At 66.4% G+C, this 16,280-nt stretch carries 15 protein-coding genes; 11 read left to right on the top strand and 4 right to left on the bottom strand.

The window, feature by feature from the left end; all coding sequences use genetic code 11:
- Positions 1-9: 9 nt before the first annotated feature.
- On the bottom strand, positions 10-1,548 hold the full coding sequence (gene ubiB, locus AUP43_RS00740; RefSeq protein ID WP_067551208.1) for a 2-polyprenylphenol 6-hydroxylase: 1,539 nt from the start codon (positions 1,546-1,548) through the stop codon (positions 10-12).
- A 4-nt stretch (positions 1,549-1,552) separates the two neighbouring features.
- Positions 1,553-2,320 (bottom strand): class I SAM-dependent methyltransferase, encoded by a 768-nt coding sequence (locus AUP43_RS00735; protein ID WP_067551205.1) that lies wholly within the window; start codon positions 2,318-2,320, stop codon positions 1,553-1,555.
- Between the two features lie 106 nt (positions 2,321-2,426).
- Here AUP43_RS00735 and mutM point away from each other — a divergent pair, with 106 nt between their 5' ends.
- The 9 genes from mutM (at position 2,427) to AUP43_RS00690 (ending at position 12,632) form a co-directional block, all read left to right on the top strand.
- Positions 2,427-3,257 carry a bifunctional DNA-formamidopyrimidine glycosylase/DNA-(apurinic or apyrimidinic site) lyase gene (gene mutM / locus AUP43_RS00730; RefSeq protein ID WP_067551203.1) on the top strand — a complete coding sequence of 277 codons (831 nt, stop codon included), beginning with the start codon at positions 2,427-2,429 and terminating at the stop codon, positions 3,255-3,257.
- Positions 3,258-3,274: 17 nt separating this feature from the next.
- On the top strand, positions 3,275-3,643 hold the full coding sequence (locus AUP43_RS00725; RefSeq protein WP_067551201.1) for a hypothetical protein: 369 nt from the start codon (positions 3,275-3,277) through the stop codon (positions 3,641-3,643).
- A 49-nt stretch (positions 3,644-3,692) separates the two neighbouring features.
- On the top strand, positions 3,693-4,469 hold the full coding sequence (locus tag AUP43_RS00720) for an enoyl-CoA hydratase (RefSeq protein ID WP_067551199.1): 777 nt from the start codon (positions 3,693-3,695) through the stop codon (positions 4,467-4,469).
- Positions 4,470-4,562: 93 nt separating this feature from the next.
- The gene (gene rpsT, locus AUP43_RS00715; RefSeq protein ID WP_067551190.1) at positions 4,563-4,823 is read left to right on the top strand and encodes a 30S ribosomal protein S20; all 261 of its coding nucleotides are present in this window, start codon (positions 4,563-4,565) and stop codon (positions 4,821-4,823) included.
- Positions 4,824-5,403: 580 nt separating this feature from the next.
- Positions 5,404-6,855, top strand: a complete 1,452-nt coding sequence (gene dnaA / locus AUP43_RS00710; protein WP_067551187.1) for a chromosomal replication initiator protein DnaA — start codon at positions 5,404-5,406, stop codon at positions 6,853-6,855.
- A 151-nt stretch (positions 6,856-7,006) separates the two neighbouring features.
- Positions 7,007-8,125: a DNA polymerase III subunit beta gene (gene dnaN / locus AUP43_RS00705; protein WP_067551185.1), complete on the top strand. Its 1,119-nt coding sequence runs from the start codon at positions 7,007-7,009 to the stop codon at positions 8,123-8,125.
- An 11-nt stretch (positions 8,126-8,136) separates the two neighbouring features.
- Positions 8,137-9,318 (top strand): DNA replication/repair protein RecF, encoded by a 1,182-nt coding sequence (gene recF, locus AUP43_RS00700; RefSeq protein ID WP_067551183.1) that lies wholly within the window; start codon positions 8,137-8,139, stop codon positions 9,316-9,318.
- A gap of 13 nt (positions 9,319-9,331) precedes the next feature.
- Positions 9,332-11,785, top strand: a complete 2,454-nt coding sequence (gene gyrB, locus AUP43_RS00695) for a DNA topoisomerase (ATP-hydrolyzing) subunit B (protein WP_067551180.1) — start codon at positions 9,332-9,334, stop codon at positions 11,783-11,785.
- A gap of 16 nt (positions 11,786-11,801) precedes the next feature.
- The gene (locus tag AUP43_RS00690; protein ID WP_067551179.1) at positions 11,802-12,632 is read left to right on the top strand and encodes a DUF547 domain-containing protein; all 831 of its coding nucleotides are present in this window, start codon (positions 11,802-11,804) and stop codon (positions 12,630-12,632) included.
- Positions 12,633-12,672: 40 nt separating this feature from the next.
- Here the strand turns inward: AUP43_RS00690 and AUP43_RS00685 are convergent, their stop codons facing one another.
- Positions 12,673-13,266, bottom strand: a complete 594-nt coding sequence (locus AUP43_RS00685) for an ActR/PrrA/RegA family redox response regulator transcription factor (protein ID WP_067551177.1) — start codon at positions 13,264-13,266, stop codon at positions 12,673-12,675.
- A gap of 77 nt (positions 13,267-13,343) precedes the next feature.
- Positions 13,344-14,666, bottom strand: a complete 1,323-nt coding sequence (locus AUP43_RS00680) for an ActS/PrrB/RegB family redox-sensitive histidine kinase (protein ID WP_067551310.1) — start codon at positions 14,664-14,666, stop codon at positions 13,344-13,346.
- Positions 14,667-14,724: 58 nt separating this feature from the next.
- Between AUP43_RS00680 and AUP43_RS00675 the strand changes: the two genes are divergently transcribed.
- Positions 14,725-15,483, top strand: a complete 759-nt coding sequence (locus tag AUP43_RS00675; RefSeq protein ID WP_067551308.1) for an ABC transporter ATP-binding protein — start codon at positions 14,725-14,727, stop codon at positions 15,481-15,483.
- Positions 15,480-16,277, top strand: coding sequence for an ABC transporter permease (locus tag AUP43_RS00670; protein ID WP_067551174.1), 798 nt, complete (start codon positions 15,480-15,482; stop codon positions 16,275-16,277). The genes AUP43_RS00675 and AUP43_RS00670 overlap by 4 nt, the downstream gene beginning before the upstream one ends.
- Positions 16,278-16,280 lie beyond the last annotated feature (3 nt).

Below are 16,280 nucleotides of genomic sequence, written 5' to 3'. Positions count from 1 at the left end.
CACCAGCGGTCAGGACAATAGCGCGATCGCCAGCACAAGCGCCAGAGCCGCCCAGACCGGCCATTGCGCGACCAGCCCCGCGCGCCGGCGGCGCAGCAAGGCGGCGGCGGTATCGGGATGCAGCTTCACCCCGGCCGGATCGGCCAGCCGGTCGGCCGCGCGCTCCATCTGGCCCAGCAGGGCGGGCAGGCGTTCGACGACATGGCCGATATCCAGGGCGGCCTGGCGGATGCGGGCTTCCGGGCCGCGATGCTCGCGCATCCAGCGCTCGATCAGCGGGCGCGCCAATTCCCACATATTCAGGCGCGGGTTCAGCCGGCGGCCCACCCCCTCGGCGACCAGCATGGTCTTTTGCAGCAGCAGGAGCTGCGGCTGGGTCTCCATCTGGAACGCCTCGGTCACCTGGAAAAGCTGAGCGAGCAGCCGGGCGACGGAAATCTCGTGCAGCGGCCGGCCCAGGATCGGCGCGCCGATGGAGCGACAGGCCTGGGTGAAATCGTCGATCGACTGGTCGGCCGGCACATAGCCGGCCTGGAAATGCACTTCGGCCACCCGGCGGTAATCGCCGTTCAGGAAACCCACCATCATGTCGGCCAGGAAATAGCGGGTCTTCACGTCCAGCCGCCCCATGATGCCGAAATCGACCGGGCGCAGATCGCCGGCCGCATCGACGAACATGTTGCCGGGATGCATGTCGGCATGGAAGAAGCCGTCCCGGAACACCTGCAGGAAGAACACTTCGGCCGAGCGCTTCAGCAACAGGTCGGGATCGTGCCCCGCGGCCAGCAAGATCTCCACATCGTCGATCCGATGGCCGTCGATACGCTCCAGCGTCAGCACGCGGCGCGCGGTGCGCGGCCAGTCGATGCGCGGCACGCGGAAGCCGTCATAATCGGCGAAATTCTCCGCCAGCTCGGCGGCGGCGGCGGCCTCGAAGCGTAGATCCATCTCGGCGCGCACCGTGGCGGCGAAGATGGCCACCACCTCGCGCGGCTTCAACCGGCGGAGCTGCGGCTGGGTGCGCTCCACCAGCGCGGCGATCCAGGCGAACAGGTCGAGGTCGCGCGCGAAGGCCAGCTCGATGCCGGGCCGCAGCACCTTCACCGCGACCTTCTCGCCCTCCAGAGTCTCGGCGAAATGCACCTGGCTGATCGAGGCGGCGGCGACCGGCGCCTCGTCGAAGGCGGCGAACAGGCTTTCCAGCGGCTGGCCCAGCTCCAGCTCGATGGTGCGGCGGGCCTCGACGCCCGGAAAGGGCGGCAGCCGGTCCTGCAGGCGCGACAGATCGGCCGATATCTCCTCGCCGATCAGGTCGGAGCGGGTGGCCAGCGTCTGTCCCAGCTTGATGAAGCTGGGCCCCATCTCGTGCAAGGCAGCCGCCAGCCGCTCGCCGGGCCGGCCCGGCACGCCCTTGCGGGAGAAAATCCGCGACACCCAGCCCAGCAGCGGATAGGCGGGAAACAGCTCCAGCGGGAACAGCGCATCGTGCCGAGCCAGCGTCCGGCCGATCCGCAGCAGCCGGACCGTATTGCGAAGAGCGCGGATCATCGCGCTATAGACGCCAGCCGGAATGCAGCGCCGCGATCCCGCCCGACAAATTGCGGTAGCTCACCATCTCGAAGCCCACGGCGCGGATGCGCGCGGCCAGATCCTCCTGCGGCGGAAAGGTGCGGATGCTTTCGGCCAGATAGACATAGGCCTCGCGGTCCTTGGCCACATACTGGCCCAGCGCCGGCAGCACGCTGAAGGAATAGGTGTCGTACAGCTTGTCCAGCACCGGCAGCACCACCTGGCTGAATTCCAGGCACAGGAAGCGCCCGCCCGGCTTCAGCACGCGGAACGCCTCGGCCAGCGCCTTGTCGATCCGGGTCACGTTGCGCAGGCCGAAGGCGATGGTGTAGGCGTCGACCGAGCGGTCGGCGACCGGCAGCTGCTCGGCGTTGCCGGCGACCCAGTCGATGCCGCCCTCGGCGAAGCGCGTCAGCCGCCCCTTGTCGATGGCGCGGTCGCGGCCCACCGCCAGCATGCCCGGCGTCAGGTCGCAGACCATGACTGGCCCGCCGCCCCGCTCCTGAAAGCGGAAGGCGATGTCGCCGGTGCCGCCGGCGACGTCCAGCAGAGTCATGCCGGGACGCGGCGCCAGCCAGTCGAGCATGGCGGATTTCCACAGCCGATGAACCCCGCCGCTCATCAAATCATTCATCAGGTCGTAATTCTGCGCCACCCCGTCGAACAGGGTCTGCACCAGCCCGTGCTTCTCCGACGCCGCCACCTCGCGGAAGCCGAAGGGGGCCTTCTCCTGGTCCGTGCTCGCCTGCATCTGCGGCCGTTTATCCTGGTTCTGTCGGGACATGCAGCAGGAAGATAGCGTCTGGAAGCCGGTTTCGCTACGGTGACGCCGGTTGCAACAGAGGCGCTTCCCCCGCATGCCCGAACTCCCAGAGGTCGAAACCGTTCGTCGCGGCCTGGCGCCTTTCCTCGAAGGTCGCCGGCTGGTTCATGTCGAACAGCGCCGGCCGGATTTGCGCTGGCCGCTGCCGCCCGATTTCGTGCCGCGCCTCCAGGGCCGGCGAATCATCGCCTTGCGCCGGCGCGCGAAATACCTGCTGGCGGAAATCGAGGATGGCACGGTGCTGATCGCCCATCTGGGCATGTCGGGCCGCATGCTGATCACCCAGGGCCGCCCAGCGGCGCTTGAGAAGCACGACCATATCGTGCTGGCGACCGAGGATGACGTCTGGCTGCGCTTCAACGACGCGCGGCGCTTCGGCTCGATGGATCTGGCCACGCTGGAGACGCTGGACAGCCACAAGCTCTTGGCCGGACTGGGGCCGGAACCGCTGTCGAACGCCTTCAACGGGCCGGCGCTGGCCGCCGCACTGGCGGGAAAGCGCACGCCGATCAAGGCGGCCCTGCTGGACCAGAAGGTGGTTGCCGGCATTGGCAATATCTACGCCTGCGAGGCGCTGTACCGCGCCGGCCTGTCGCCGCGACGGCTGGCCGCCAGCGTGCAGGGCGGGCGGGCGGAGAAGCTGGCGACAGCCGTGAAGCAGGTGCTGGCCGAAGCCATCGAATCCGGCGGCTCCACCTTGCGCGACTATCGCCAGGCGGATGGCGAGCTGGGCTATTTTCAGCACAGCTTCAAGGTCTATGACCGCGAGGGGCTGGCCTGCGCAGCCGCCGATTGCGGCCGCCCGCTGCTGCGCCTGGTGCAATCCGGGCGGTCGACTTTCTATTGTGCCCGCTGCCAGAGCTGATGGTATAGACGGTCCTCATGAAGGCGTGGCGATGGCTTCCTTTCCTGCTGACGGCGCTGATGCTGGTCCTGGTTCAGGCGGCACCGGCGCGCTCGGCGGAGGCGTTCGTTCCCGGTTTCGAGGATCTGCCGCTGGCCCCCGGGCTTGAGGCGGTTCCCGACACCGGCGTCACTTTCGATTCGCCGGCCGGGCGGATCGTCGAATCCTATGCGGCCGGCCGCATGGCGCAGGAGGACGTTCTGCGCTTCTACGCCGCCACCCTGCCGCAACTCGGCTGGACCGCCGAGACCCCGACCCGCTATGCGCGGGAAGGCGAGGAGCTGACGCTCGACCTGACCCGGAAGGAGGGCGTGCTGAGCGTGCGCTTCTCCCTCTCGCCACGCTGACCGCCAAAACACGAGACACCCGACGATAACGGGAGTGGGGGAATAGATCATGGGCTATGAGAATATTATCGCCGACAAGCGCGGCGCGGTCGGCATCGTCACGCTGAACCGTCCGAAGGCGCTGAACGCGCTGTCCGCCGGACTGATTGCCGATTTGGGCAAGGCGCTGGACGATTTCGAAGCGGATGCGGAGATCGGCTGCATCGTCGTCACCGGCAGCGAGAAGGCCTTCGCCGCCGGCGCCGACATCAAGGAGATGGCCGGCTTCTCCTACATGGACGCTTATAAGCGCGATTTCATCACTGACGGCTGGGAACGGCTGGCGCAGTGCCGTAAGCCGGTGATCGCGGCAGTGGCCGGCTATGCGCTGGGCGGCGGCTGCGAGATCGCCATGATGTGCGACTTCATCCTGGCCGCCGACACCGCCAAGTTCGGCCAGCCGGAAATCACCATCGGCACCATGCCGGGCGCCGGCGGCACGCAGCGCCTGACGCGTTTCGTCGGCAAGTCCAAGGCGATGGAGATGTGCCTGACCGGCCGCATGATGGACGCCGAGGAGGCCGAGCGCGCCGGGCTGGTGAGCCGCGTGGTCCCGGCGGCGGAGCTGGTGGACGAGGCGATCAAGACCGCCGAACGCATCGCCTCGATGTCGAAGCCGGTGACGATGATGACCAAGGAATCGGTCAATCGCGCCTATGAAACCACACTGACCGAAGGCGTGCGCTTCGAGCGCCGGCTGTTCCATTCCACCTTCGCCACGGCCGACCAGAAGGAAGGCATGGCCGCCTTCGTCGAGAAGCGCAAGCCGGCCTTCAAGGACGAATAGGATTATCCACAGCGGTCTTGACGGCATGGGGGGCCGGGTATATAACCCGCCCTCCTTTAGATCAGGCGACAAAAACTACGTAGGCAAGGCACCATGGCCAATACAGCGTCGGCGAAAAAGCGTATCCGCCAGACCACCCGCCGCACCGAGATCAATCGGGCGCGCGTCAGCCGCATTCGCTCCTTCGTGAAGAAGGTCGAGATGGCTATTTCGTCGGGCGACAAGACCGCCGCCGCCGATGCCTTCAAGGCCGCCCAGCCGGAATTGCAGCGCGGCGTCGTGAAGGGCGTGCTGCACAAGAACACGGTCGCGCGCAAGTTGTCCCGGCTGTCGACCCGCATCAAGGCCCTCTAAGAGCCTTCCCTTTCGCGCAGCGCACCGCCCCCCGGCTCACGCCACGGGTCGTCGCTGCGCCTCCTCGACCCCAATAACGGCATCCCGGTGCGGACTCCAGCGTCCGCGGCGTCGATGCCCTATTGCGTTACGCTAACGTGACGAACTTTTTTCATCGTTCCCTTTTCGTCCTGTTGCGAGTCCAAATAGGGCTAGATACATTTTCCACAGGGGCGGCGCTAAGAAGCGAAACAGAATTACGGGACGCGCGGCCTTTAAATTTAAAAGCCAGCAAAAAGCCGGCTAAAGACACAAAAAGCGCCAAACTTGTAATGCTTGCGATTTACTTTACGGGACTGGCAAAGGAACAATACTTTCTTGCTTTTTACCGCCGCCAGACCGCAAAATCGGACGCTTCTTTTTAAGATGACCCGACAAGCAAGCTTCTATTGTAGGTCGTGGGCCGTGAGAGAGTCTTGATTCATCAACCTCTTGCAACCCATTCCCAAAGCGGTGGCACAAGAGAGGCCGCCTCGGCGATCCCCGGCAAAGGATCGTGTCGAGATGGTCATCAAATATAAAACGGAGAAGGCCACAGAAGATGGTTCAGGTCGGCAAGGCGCATATTGAGGAAAGTGTTTTTCCAGGCGAGTTGAGCGCGCAATGGACCCGGGTCCGTAACCGTCTGCGCCACGAGGTCGGCGATTCCGCCTTCCGCAGTTGGCTGAAACCGCTGACGCTGATCGAGGCGACGGCGGGCGGCGTGACCCTGTCGGTGCCGACCCGCTTCATGCGCGACTGGGTAGCCACCCATTATGCCGACCGGCTGCGCGCCTTGTGGGGCAGCGAGGATCCGGCAATCCGCTCGGTCGACATCGTGGCCCGCGCCTCCGCCGCCGCCTCGGCGGAAACGCCGGTCGCCGCCAATCGCGCGACGGCGACGACTCCCCCGACCACCCCCCCGGCAATGCTTGCAACGCCCGCGATCGTGCCGGCGGACGGCGCCCAGTTGCCGGTCGACCTGCTTGACCTCGACGCCAATCTGGACAATCGCTTCACTTTCGAGAATTTCGTCGTCGGCAAGCCGAACGAGCTGGCCTTCGCCGCCGCCCGGCGCGTGGCCGAAAGCTCGACCGTGCCATTCAACCCGCTGTTCCTGTATGGCGGCGTCGGCCTGGGCAAGACGCATCTGATGCATGCCATCGCCTGGCATATCCGCAAGCGCGATCCGAACCGCCGTGTGATCTACATGTCGGCGGAAAAATTCATGTACCAGTTCATCCGCGCCCTGCGCTTCAAGGACACGGTGGCGTTCAAGGAACAGTTCCGCTCGGTCGACCTGCTGATGATCGACGATGTGCAATTCATCAGCGGCAAGGATTCGACGCAGGAGGAATTCTTCCACACCTTCAATGCGCTGGTCGACCGCAACCGGCAGATCGTCATCTCCGCCGACAAGTCGCCGCACGATCTGGAAGGCATGGAGGAGCGGCTGCGCTCGCGCCTCGGCTGGGGGCTGGTTGCCGACATCCACCCGACCAGCTACGAGCTGCGGCTCGGCATCATGCAGGCCAAGGCGGAGAATACCGGCGTCACCATCCCGGAAAAGGTGCTGGAGTTCCTGGCCCACAAGGTCACCTCAAACGTGCGCGAGCTGGAAGGGGCGCTGAACCGCATCGTCGCCCACGCCCAGCTTGTCGGCCGCCCGGTGACGCTGGAGGGCACGCAGGAGGTGCTGCAGGATTTGTTACGGGCCAGCGACCGCCGCGTGACGATCGAGGAAATCCAGAAGCGCGTGGCCGAACATTTCAACATCCGCGTGGCCGACATGCATTCCGCCCGGCGCAGCCGCGCCGTCGCCCGGCCGCGTCAGGTGGCGATGTATCTCGCCAAGCAGCTCACCGCCCGCTCGCTGCCGGAGATCGGCCGCAAATTCGGCGGTCGCGACCACACCACCGTCATGCATGCGGTGAAGAAGGTGGACGAGTTGCGCGCGGCCGACCAATCCTTCGCCGAGGATGTGGAATTGCTGCGCCGGATGCTGGAAAGCTGAGCGCTTGCGCCCTCCCGGCGGGCCGCCGCCGAGGGGGCGTTTTTGGCCTTACAAAACACAATTTGTGTTATAGTGACCGACCTTTTCGGGTGGGGTTGATTCCGCCTGGAATTCGAATGAGAATCTTCACGGAAATCAGGCAGTTATCAGGATGAAGCTGATCATCGACCGGGCCGCTCTGCTGAAGCCCCTGGCCCATGTGCAGAGCGTCGTCGAAAAGCGCAACACGATCCCCATCCTGAGCAACGTGCTGCTGCGCGCCGAGGGCGACATGCTGTCGCTGACCGCGACCGACATGGACATCGACGTCGTCGAGAGCGTCGGCGCTGAGGTCAGCCGGCCGGGCGCCACCACCGCCCCGGCCCATACCCTCTACGACATCGTGCGCAAGCTGCCGGAAGGCACCCAGATCGAGCTGGCGGAGGAAAGCGGCAGCAACCGGCTGACGGTGCGCGCCGGGCGCTCCACCTTCAGCCTGTCGACCCTGTCGACGGAGGAGTTCCCGGCCTTGTCGGGCGGCGAGCTGCCGTATAATTTCGTGCTGCAGGCCGGCGAGGTGAAGTCGCTGATCGACCGCACCCGCTTCGCCATCTCCACCGAGGAGACGCGCTACTACCTGAACGGCATCTACATCCACGCCACCAATTCCAGCGGCGTGCCGGTGATGCGCGCGGTGGCGACCGATGGCCACCGGCTGGCGCGGGTCGAAATGCCGCTGCCGGACGGCGCGGCGGGCATGCCGGGCGTCATCGTGCCGCGCAAGGCGGTGGGCGAACTGCGCAAGCTGGTCGAGGATGCCGAGGGCGAGATCAGCGTATCGCTGTCGGAGACCAAGCTGCGCTTCGGCTTCGGCGACATCATGCTGACCACCAAGCTGATCGACGGAACCTTCCCGGATTACGAGCGCGTCATTCCCGCCGGGAACGACAAGACCCTGCAGGTCAGCCGCAAGGATTTCGCCGACGCGGTCGACCGCGTGGCCACCATCTCGACGGAAAAAAGCCGCGCGGTGAAGCTCTCCCTGCAGAATGGCGCGCTGATCCTGTCGGCCACCAGCCCGGAGAATGGCACCGCCATCGAGGAGCTGGAAGTGTCCTACAGCGCGTCCCCCATAGAGATCGGCTTCAATTCCCGCTATTTGCTCGACATCACCGCGCAGATCGAGGGCGACGAGGCGCAGTTCACTCTGGCCGACGCCGCCTCGCCCACCATCGTGCGCGACCAGTCCGACGAGAGCGCGCTGTACGTCCTGATGCCGATGCGCGTCTGACGCGAACGAGAGTGAACGCCGCCTTTGCCATTCAGCCCCGGCCGACCGGTTCCACCGCCCGGCTGGCGGTACGTCGCCTGACGGTGACCGATTTCCGCTGTTATGCCGGCGCACGGCTGGAGATCGATCAGCGGCCCGTCGTGCTGACCGGCGCCAATGGCGCGGGCAAGACCAACCTGCTGGAAGCGATTTCCTTCCTGTCGCCGGGGCGCGGCCTGCGCCGGGCGAAGCTGTCGGAGATCGACCGGTTGTCGGGCGATGCCGGCGGCTGGGTCGTCGCGGCCAAGGTGGAGACCCGGCAAGGGCCGGTCGATATCGGCACCGGGCGCGACATATCGGCCGCCCCCGGGGTGGAGCGCCGCGTGGTCCGCATCGACGGCGCGCCGGCCAGGAGCCAGAACGTGCTGGCCGATCACCTCTCGCTGGCCTGGCTGACGCCGCAGATGGACCGGCTGTTTCTGGACGGCGCGTCCGGCCGCCGCCGCTTCTTCGACCGGCTGGCCTATGGCGCGGACCCGGCGCATGCCACCCGGGTGAACAGTTACGAGCATGCCCTGCGCGAACGTGCGCGGCTGCTGAAGCAGGGCCGGGCCGACAATGCCTGGCTGACCGCCCTGGAAGAACAGATGGCTGCTGGCGGCATCGCCATCGCGGCCGCCCGGCAGGCGCTGGTGGCCCGGCTGAACCAGGCCTGCGAGGTCGCCGTCGGCCCCTTCCCGCGCGCCGCGCTGGCGCTGGAAGGCGCGGTCGACCGCTGGCTGGAGGAAATGCCGGCGCTGGCCGCCGAGGACCGGCTGCGCGCCGCGCTGGCGGCAAGCCGGCGTCAGGATTCGGAAAGCGGCGGCGCCTCGGAAGGGCCACATCGCAGCGATATCGTGGCTCGCCATGTCGACAAGGACATGCCGGCCGCGCTGTGCTCGACCGGCGAGCAGAAGGCGCTGCTGATCGCCATCACCCTGGCGCATGCGCGCCTGCAGGCGGCGGAAAGCGGCAGTGCGCCGATCCTGCTGCTGGACGAGGTGGCGGCGCATCTGGACGAGATCCGGCGCGCCGCGCTGTATGACGAGATTTGCGCGCTTGGCGCTCAGGCTTGGCTGACCGGCACCGACCGGTCGCTGTTCGAGCCTTTCGCCGGGCGCGCGCAATACGCCACCGTGGCCGATGCCGCGGTGGTTTTGGATTCTTCCGTTTGACGGGACAGATGAGATGAGCACGGAACCAGCCCCGCAGAATTTGCCGGACCGGCACGATGATTCGGACTATGGCGCCGATTCGATCAAGGTGCTGCGTGGTCTGGAGGCGGTGCGCAAGCGCCCGGGCATGTATATCGGCGACACCGAGGACGGCACCGGCCTGCACCATATGGTGTATGAGGTGGTGGACAACGCCATCGACGAATCGCTGGCCGGCTATTGCGACCTGATCCATGTCGAGCTGAACGCCGACGGCTCGGTCACGGTGCGCGACAATGGACGCGGCATCCCGGTGGAAATCCACAAGGAAGAGGGCATCTCGGCGGCCGAGGTCATCATGACCCAGCTGCATGCCGGCGGTAAGTTCGACCAGAATTCCTACAAGGTGTCCGGCGGTCTGCACGGCGTCGGCATCTCGGTGGTGAACGCGCTATCGGAACGGCTGGAACTGACGGTCTGGCGCGACGGGAAGGAACATTTCATCCGCTTCATTCACGGCGTCGCCGAAGCGCCCCTGGCCGTGGTCGGCCCGGCCGGCGGGAAGCGCGGCACCCAGGTGAATTTCCTGCCGGCGCTGGAGACCTTCAAGAATCGCGATTTCGACTTCGCCACGCTGGAGCACCGGCTGCGCGAGCTGGCCTTCCTGAACTCCGGCGTGCATCTGCTGCTGATCGACAGCCGCTCCGGCGAGGAGCCGACCTCGGTCGACCTGCATTACGAGGGCGGCCTGCGCGAGATGGTCAAATATATCGACCGTTCCAAGACCGCCGTGCACCAGCCGCCGATCCACATGATCGGCGAGCGCGACGGCATCACGGTCGAGATCGCGATGGAGTGGACCGACTCCTATCACGAGACCATGCTGTGCTTTACCAACAACATCCCGCAACGCGACGGTGGCACCCATCTGGCCGGCTTCCGCGCGGCGCTGACCCGCACCATCAATTCCTACGCGGTCGAAAGCGGCATCGCGAAGAAGGAGAAGGTGGCGCTGTCCGGCGAGGATGCGCGCGAGGGGCTGACCTGCGTGCTGTCGGTGAAGGTGCCGGACCCGAAATTCTCCAGCCAGACCAAGGATAAGCTGGTCTCCTCCGAAGTGCGGCCGGTGGTCGAGAACATCGCCGCCGAGCGCATGCAGCAATGGTTCGAGGAGAACCCGAACGAGGCCAAGCGCATCATCGGCAAGGTGGTCGAGGCCGCCATCGCCCGCGAGGCCGCCCGCAAGGCGCGCGATCTGACGCGACGCAAGGGCGCGCTGGACATCGCCAGCCTGCCCGGCAAGCTGGCCGACTGCCAGGAACGCGACCCGGCGCAAAGCGAGCTGTTCCTGGTCGAGGGCGATTCCGCCGGCGGCAGCGCCAAACAGGCGCGCGACCGGAAATACCAGGCCATCCTGCCATTGCGCGGCAAGATCCTGAATGTCGAGCGCGCCCGCTTCGACAAGATGCTGGGTTCGGCCGAAATCGGCACCATCATCGCCGCCTTGGGCACCGGCATCGGCCCGGACGACTTCAATGTCGACAAGGTGCGCTACCACAAGATCATCATCATGACCGACGCGGACGTGGACGGCAGCCATATCCGCACCCTGCTGCTGACCTTCTTCTACCGGCAGATGCCGGAGCTGATCGAGCGCGGCTACCTTTATATCGCCCAACCGCCGCTGTATCGCGCCAAGCGCGGCCAGTCTGGCGTCTATCTGAAGGATGACCGCCAGCTCGACGATTACCTGATCAATGAGGGGCTGGAGAATGCGGTTCTCACCTTGGCTGACGGCAGCACGCGAATCGGCCCCGATTTGCGGACCATCGTCGATTCGGCGCGCCGGATGAAAAGCCTGATCGAACCGCTGGGCCGCCGGGTCGGCAGTGCCGCGGTTATCGAGCAGGCGGCTATCGCCGGGGCGCTGAACGCGCCGCTGCTGCTGGACGAAAAAGCGGCCTCGGAAAAGGCCGCCTATATCGCCGAGCGTCTGGACGCGCTGGAGATTCCCTCCGAGCGTGGCTGGGAAGGCACCGCCGATCCGGAGCATGGCTTCACCTTCTCGCGCAAGCTGCGCGGCGTGCGCCAGAGCTTCCGCATCGATGCGCCGGTGCTGGCCAGCGGCGAGGCCCGCCGCCTTGACCAGACAGTCCGTGAGCTGCAGGCGGATTTCCAGCAATCCGCGCGCCTGTCCACCAAGGAGCGGGAAACCACCATCCACGGCCCGCTCGACCTGGCCGACCGGGTGATGGAAGCCGGCCGCAAGGGCATCACCATCCAGCGCTATAAAGGGCTGGGCGAGATGAACCCCGACCAGCTCTGGGAAACCACGCTGGACGCCAATGTGCGCTCGCTGCTGCAGGTGAAAGTCAGCCACGCCGACGAGGCGGCGGAGATTTTCTCCACCCTGATGGGCGATGTGGTGGAGCCGCGCCGCGACTTCATCCAGACCAACGCCCTGAAGGTCGCCAATCTGGACGTCTAGGCCCAGCCTCTAGCCGATGATGGCCCGCGCGCTCGCCCTGCTGCTACTGCTGCTGACGGCGCTGCCCGCCTGGGCGGCGCCGAAAGCGGATTTGTGGGAGCGTTGGGCGGCGTACGACCCCGCCTCCGCCCTGTCGATCGACCATCGCGACTGGGACGATTTCCTGAAGCGCTACCGCAGCATGGGGGCGGACGGCATCGCGCGCTTCGACTATGCCCGCGCCCGGGCGGAGCGCGCCGTACTGGATTTCTATCTGGCCGAGCTGACCATGGTGCCGATTGCCCGCTTCAACCGCGCCGAGCAGCTGGCCTTCTGGATCAACCTTTACAACGCGCTGACCATCCGCACCGTGTTGTCGCGCTATCCGGTGGAGAGCATCCGCGACATCGACATCTCGCCCGGCCTCCTCGCCTCCCTATTCTCCGGCGGTCCCTGGGGCGCGAAGCTGATCCGCATCGACGGCGCTGAACTCAGCCTGGACGATATCGAGCACCGCATCCTGCGACCTATCTGGCGCGATCCGCGCCTCCATTACGCCGTGAACTGCGCCGCCCTCGGCTGCCCCAACCTGCCGCCCGAAGCGTTCACCGCGGAGAACACCGAAAAGCTGCTGGAAGCCGGCGCGCGCGCCTATGTGAACCATCCGCGCGGCGCCTCGGTCACCGGCGACCGCCTGATCGTCTCGTCGATCTATGACTGGTTCCAGGAAGATTTCGGCGGCGACGATGCCAGCGTGATCGCCCATCTGCGCCGCTATGCCGACGGGCCGCTGGCAGACGACCTCGCCCGCATCACGACCATCGCCGACGATCGCTATGATTGGGCGCTGAACGATGTGAAGCGGTAACGGCCGCCCTTATCGGCCGCCGCCGCCAAAAACCCGATCCCTATGGCTTCGGCGCGCGCTTGTTCAGGATTCGCTGCAGGGTGCGGCGATGCATCTTCAGGCGGCGGGCGGTTTCCGAGACATTGCGGTCGCATTGCTGGAAGACGCGCTGGATATGCTCCCATCGCACCCGGTCGGCGGACATCGGGTCGTCCGGCGGCGGCGGCAGGGCTTCCTTATGATCCAGCAAAGCCGCCTCCACCGCGTCGGCGTCGGCCGGCTTCGGCAGGTAATCGACCGCGCCGGCCTTGATGGCGGCGACGGCGGTGGCGATATTGCCATAGCCGGTCAGCATGACGATGCGCATTTCCGGCCGGGCGTCGCGCAACGCCTGAACCACGTCGAGACCACTGCCGTCGGCCAGCCGCAGATCGACCACCGCATAGGCCGGCGCGCGGCCGGCATGGGCGATGGACAGGCCCTCGGCGACGGTTTCCACATCGGTCACAGTGAAGCCGCGCTTTTCCATCGCGCGCGCCAGGCGCTGGCGGAACGGCGTATCGTCATCGACGATCAGCAGCGTCATTTCCGCAGCCGGGCTCAGCGCGGGCATCTTGCGCGGGGATGCGAGTTGATTGATCGGTTCGTCGGCCATGCTGGTATCCTAGACCCTTATGACATCTCGCAATAGTTGGTGTTTTCGTGCGCCAGCACCAGAGCCATTCCGGCGGCTCATTGCAGATAGGCGGCGGGCCAGCGCACCACGATCAACGCCCCGCTCTCGCCCTCGCCGGTGGCATTGGCGAATTCCAGGCGCGCGCCGGCCCGCCCCAGCAGGGTCTGGGCGATGAAAATGCCAAGCCCCATATGCCCGTCGTCACCCGCCCGACTGGACAGGAAAGGCTCGCCCAGGCTGGCCAGCATGGCCGGCGGAAAGCCCGGGCCGTCATCATGGATCTCGACCAGCGCCCCGGCCTCGTCCCAGCAGAGGCGCACCTCCACGGTGCTGCGGGCGAACTGCACCGCGTTCTGCAACAGATTGCCGAGACCGTGCATCAGCTCCGGCGTGCGCGGCAGAGTCGGCTCCTCGCCGGACGGGGGATTGCCCTCCGCGTCGGCCTTCTCGATCAGCACATCGATCTCGTCGCGGGCATAGGGGCCGACCGCCTCCTCGATCACCGCCGAGATCGGCTGGCGCGCGAAGGGCGCCTCGCCGTTAATATCCGGCTGGTCGGCCAGGCGGGCCAATATCTGCCGGCAACGCTCGCTCTCGCTTTGCAGCAGGCGGACATCATCGGCGAATTCGCTGTCCGCCGGCACCTCGCGCCCCAGCTCCTTGGCGATCACGGCGATGGTGGAAAGCGGGCTGCCCAGCTCGTGCGCCGCCGCCGCCGCCAGGCCGCCCAGCGCCGAGACGCGCTGCTCGCGGCCCAGCGCCATCTGCGTCGCCGCCAGCGCGTCGCGCATGCGCCGCGCCTCCTCCGCCACCAGCCAGCCGAACGTGGCCATGAAGATGGTGGCGATCCACAGCCCGGCCCAGATGCCCAGCACATAGGTCGCCGGCAGGTCGAACAGCGCCGGCGAGCCCCCCATCACGCTGGGCAGCGGCAGATGGAAGAAGGCCAGCAGCGACAGGCAGGCCAGCGACAGCACGCACAGCCCGATGGTTGAGCGCGCCGACAGGATGGTCGCCGCCACCGTCACCGGGGCCAGGATCAGCAGCGAGAACGGGTTGGTCAGCCCGCCGGTCACCAGCAGCAGCACCGAGAGCTGCAGGATGTCGAAGCCCAGGAACAGCCCCGCCTCCCGGTCGGTCAGCCGGGCCGTGGAGGGCCGCCGCAGCGACACCGACAGGTTCAGCAGCACCGACAGGCCGACAATGCCGAGCGCCAGGCCCATCGGCAGGTCGAAGCCCAGCCACAGATGCGCGACCAGCAGCGTGCCGGCCTGCCCCACCACCGCGACCCAACGCAGCAGCACCAGCGTATGCAGCCGCACCGGATGGGTCAGCTCATAGGGCGTCAGCATGCCCTCGGGCGCTTGCGGCAAGCTCATGGCGGCCATCACTCCGTGACTCTGTACCCAACGGCCCATGCGGGCCTATATAACCGCTATGCCGCAAACCGCCATCGAAGTCCAATCCCTGCGCAAAGTCTTTTCCGGTGCCCGCGGCGATGTCGTGGCGGTGGAGGATATCGGCTTCTCCGTTCCCGCCGGCGGCACCATGGCGCTGCTGGGCGGCAACGGCGCGGGCAAGACCACCACCATCTCCATGCTGCTGGGGCTGCTGACGCCGAGTTCCGGGTCGATCCGCATCCTGGGCGAGGACATGATCCGGCACCGTTACCGCGTCTTGCCGCGGATGAATTTCTCCTCCCCCTATGTCGAGCTGCCGCACCGGCTGACGGTAGCGGAAAATCTGCACGTCTATGCCCGGCTATACGCCGTGCGCGACCGCAAGCGCCAGGTGGCGGCCATTGCCGAACAGCTCGACATCGTCGATCTGATGGACCGGCCGGCGGGCCGGCTTTCAGCCGGGCAGAAAACCCGGGTGGCGCTGGCCAAGGCGCTGCTGAACCGGCCCGAGGTGCTGCTGCTGGACGAGCCGACGGCCTCGCTCGACCCCGATACCGCCGATTGGATCAGAACCTATCTGGAGCAGTATCGCCGCGAAACCGGCGCCGCCATCCTGCTCGCCTCGCACAATATGGCCGAGGTGGAGCGGCTGTGCGACGGCGTGCTGATGATGCGCCGGGGGCGGATCGTCGATCAGGGATCGCCGGCCGAGCTGATCAGCCGCTATGGCCGCCGGAATCTGGAGGAAGTGTTCCTGGACATCGCCCGCGCCGAGGATGAGAGGGTGCCGGCATGATCGGCTCGATGAACCGCATCGCGGCGATGGTGCTGCGCTATCTCTACATCCTGCGCGGCTCCTGGCCCCGGCTGCTGGAGCTGGCTTATTGGCCGACCGTGCAGATGATCATCTGGGGCTTCATCACCAAATTCTTCATGGGTCATTCCTCCTGGGTGGCGGAGGCCATCGGCGTGCTGCTGGCCGCCGTGCTGCTATGGGACGTGGTGTTCCGCAGCCAGCTCGGCGTCTCGATCTCCTTCCTGGAGGAGATGTGGTCGCGCAATCTAGGCCATCTGTTCGTCAGCCCCCTGCGGCCCTACGAACTGTCGCTGTCGCTGATGGTGATGGCCTTCATCCGTACGCTGATCGGCGTGCTGCCGGCAATGCTGCTGGCGATACCGCTCTATCATTACTCGATCTTTTCGCTGGGGCTGCCGCTGCTCGCCTTCTTCGTCGGCTTGATGATCATGGGCTGGGCGCTGGGGCTGATCATCGTCGGGCTGATCCTGCGCCTGGGCATGGGCGCGGAAAGCCTGGCCTGGATATCGATCTTCGCCTTCGCGCCGATCAGCGGCATCTATTACCCGGTGGACACGCTGCCCGCCTGGCTGCAGCCGGTCGCCTGGGCCACGCCCTCGGCCTATGTGTTCGAGGGCATGCGCGCGGTGATGTTCGAGGGCGTGTTCCGCTGGGATCTGTGGGGTGGGGCGATGGCGGTGAACGCCGTCTATCTGCTGCTGGCGACGCTGTCGCTGCTGCTGGCCTTCAAATCCGCCCGCGAACGCGGCGCGCTGCTGCAACAGGGCGAATAGCCA

Origin of the sequence: Oceanibaculum pacificum, assembly GCF_001618175.1 — a bacterium.
Classification (GTDB): domain Bacteria; phylum Pseudomonadota; class Alphaproteobacteria; order Oceanibaculales; family Oceanibaculaceae; genus Oceanibaculum; species Oceanibaculum pacificum.
This window is presented reverse-complemented; position numbering and strand designations above follow the sequence as displayed.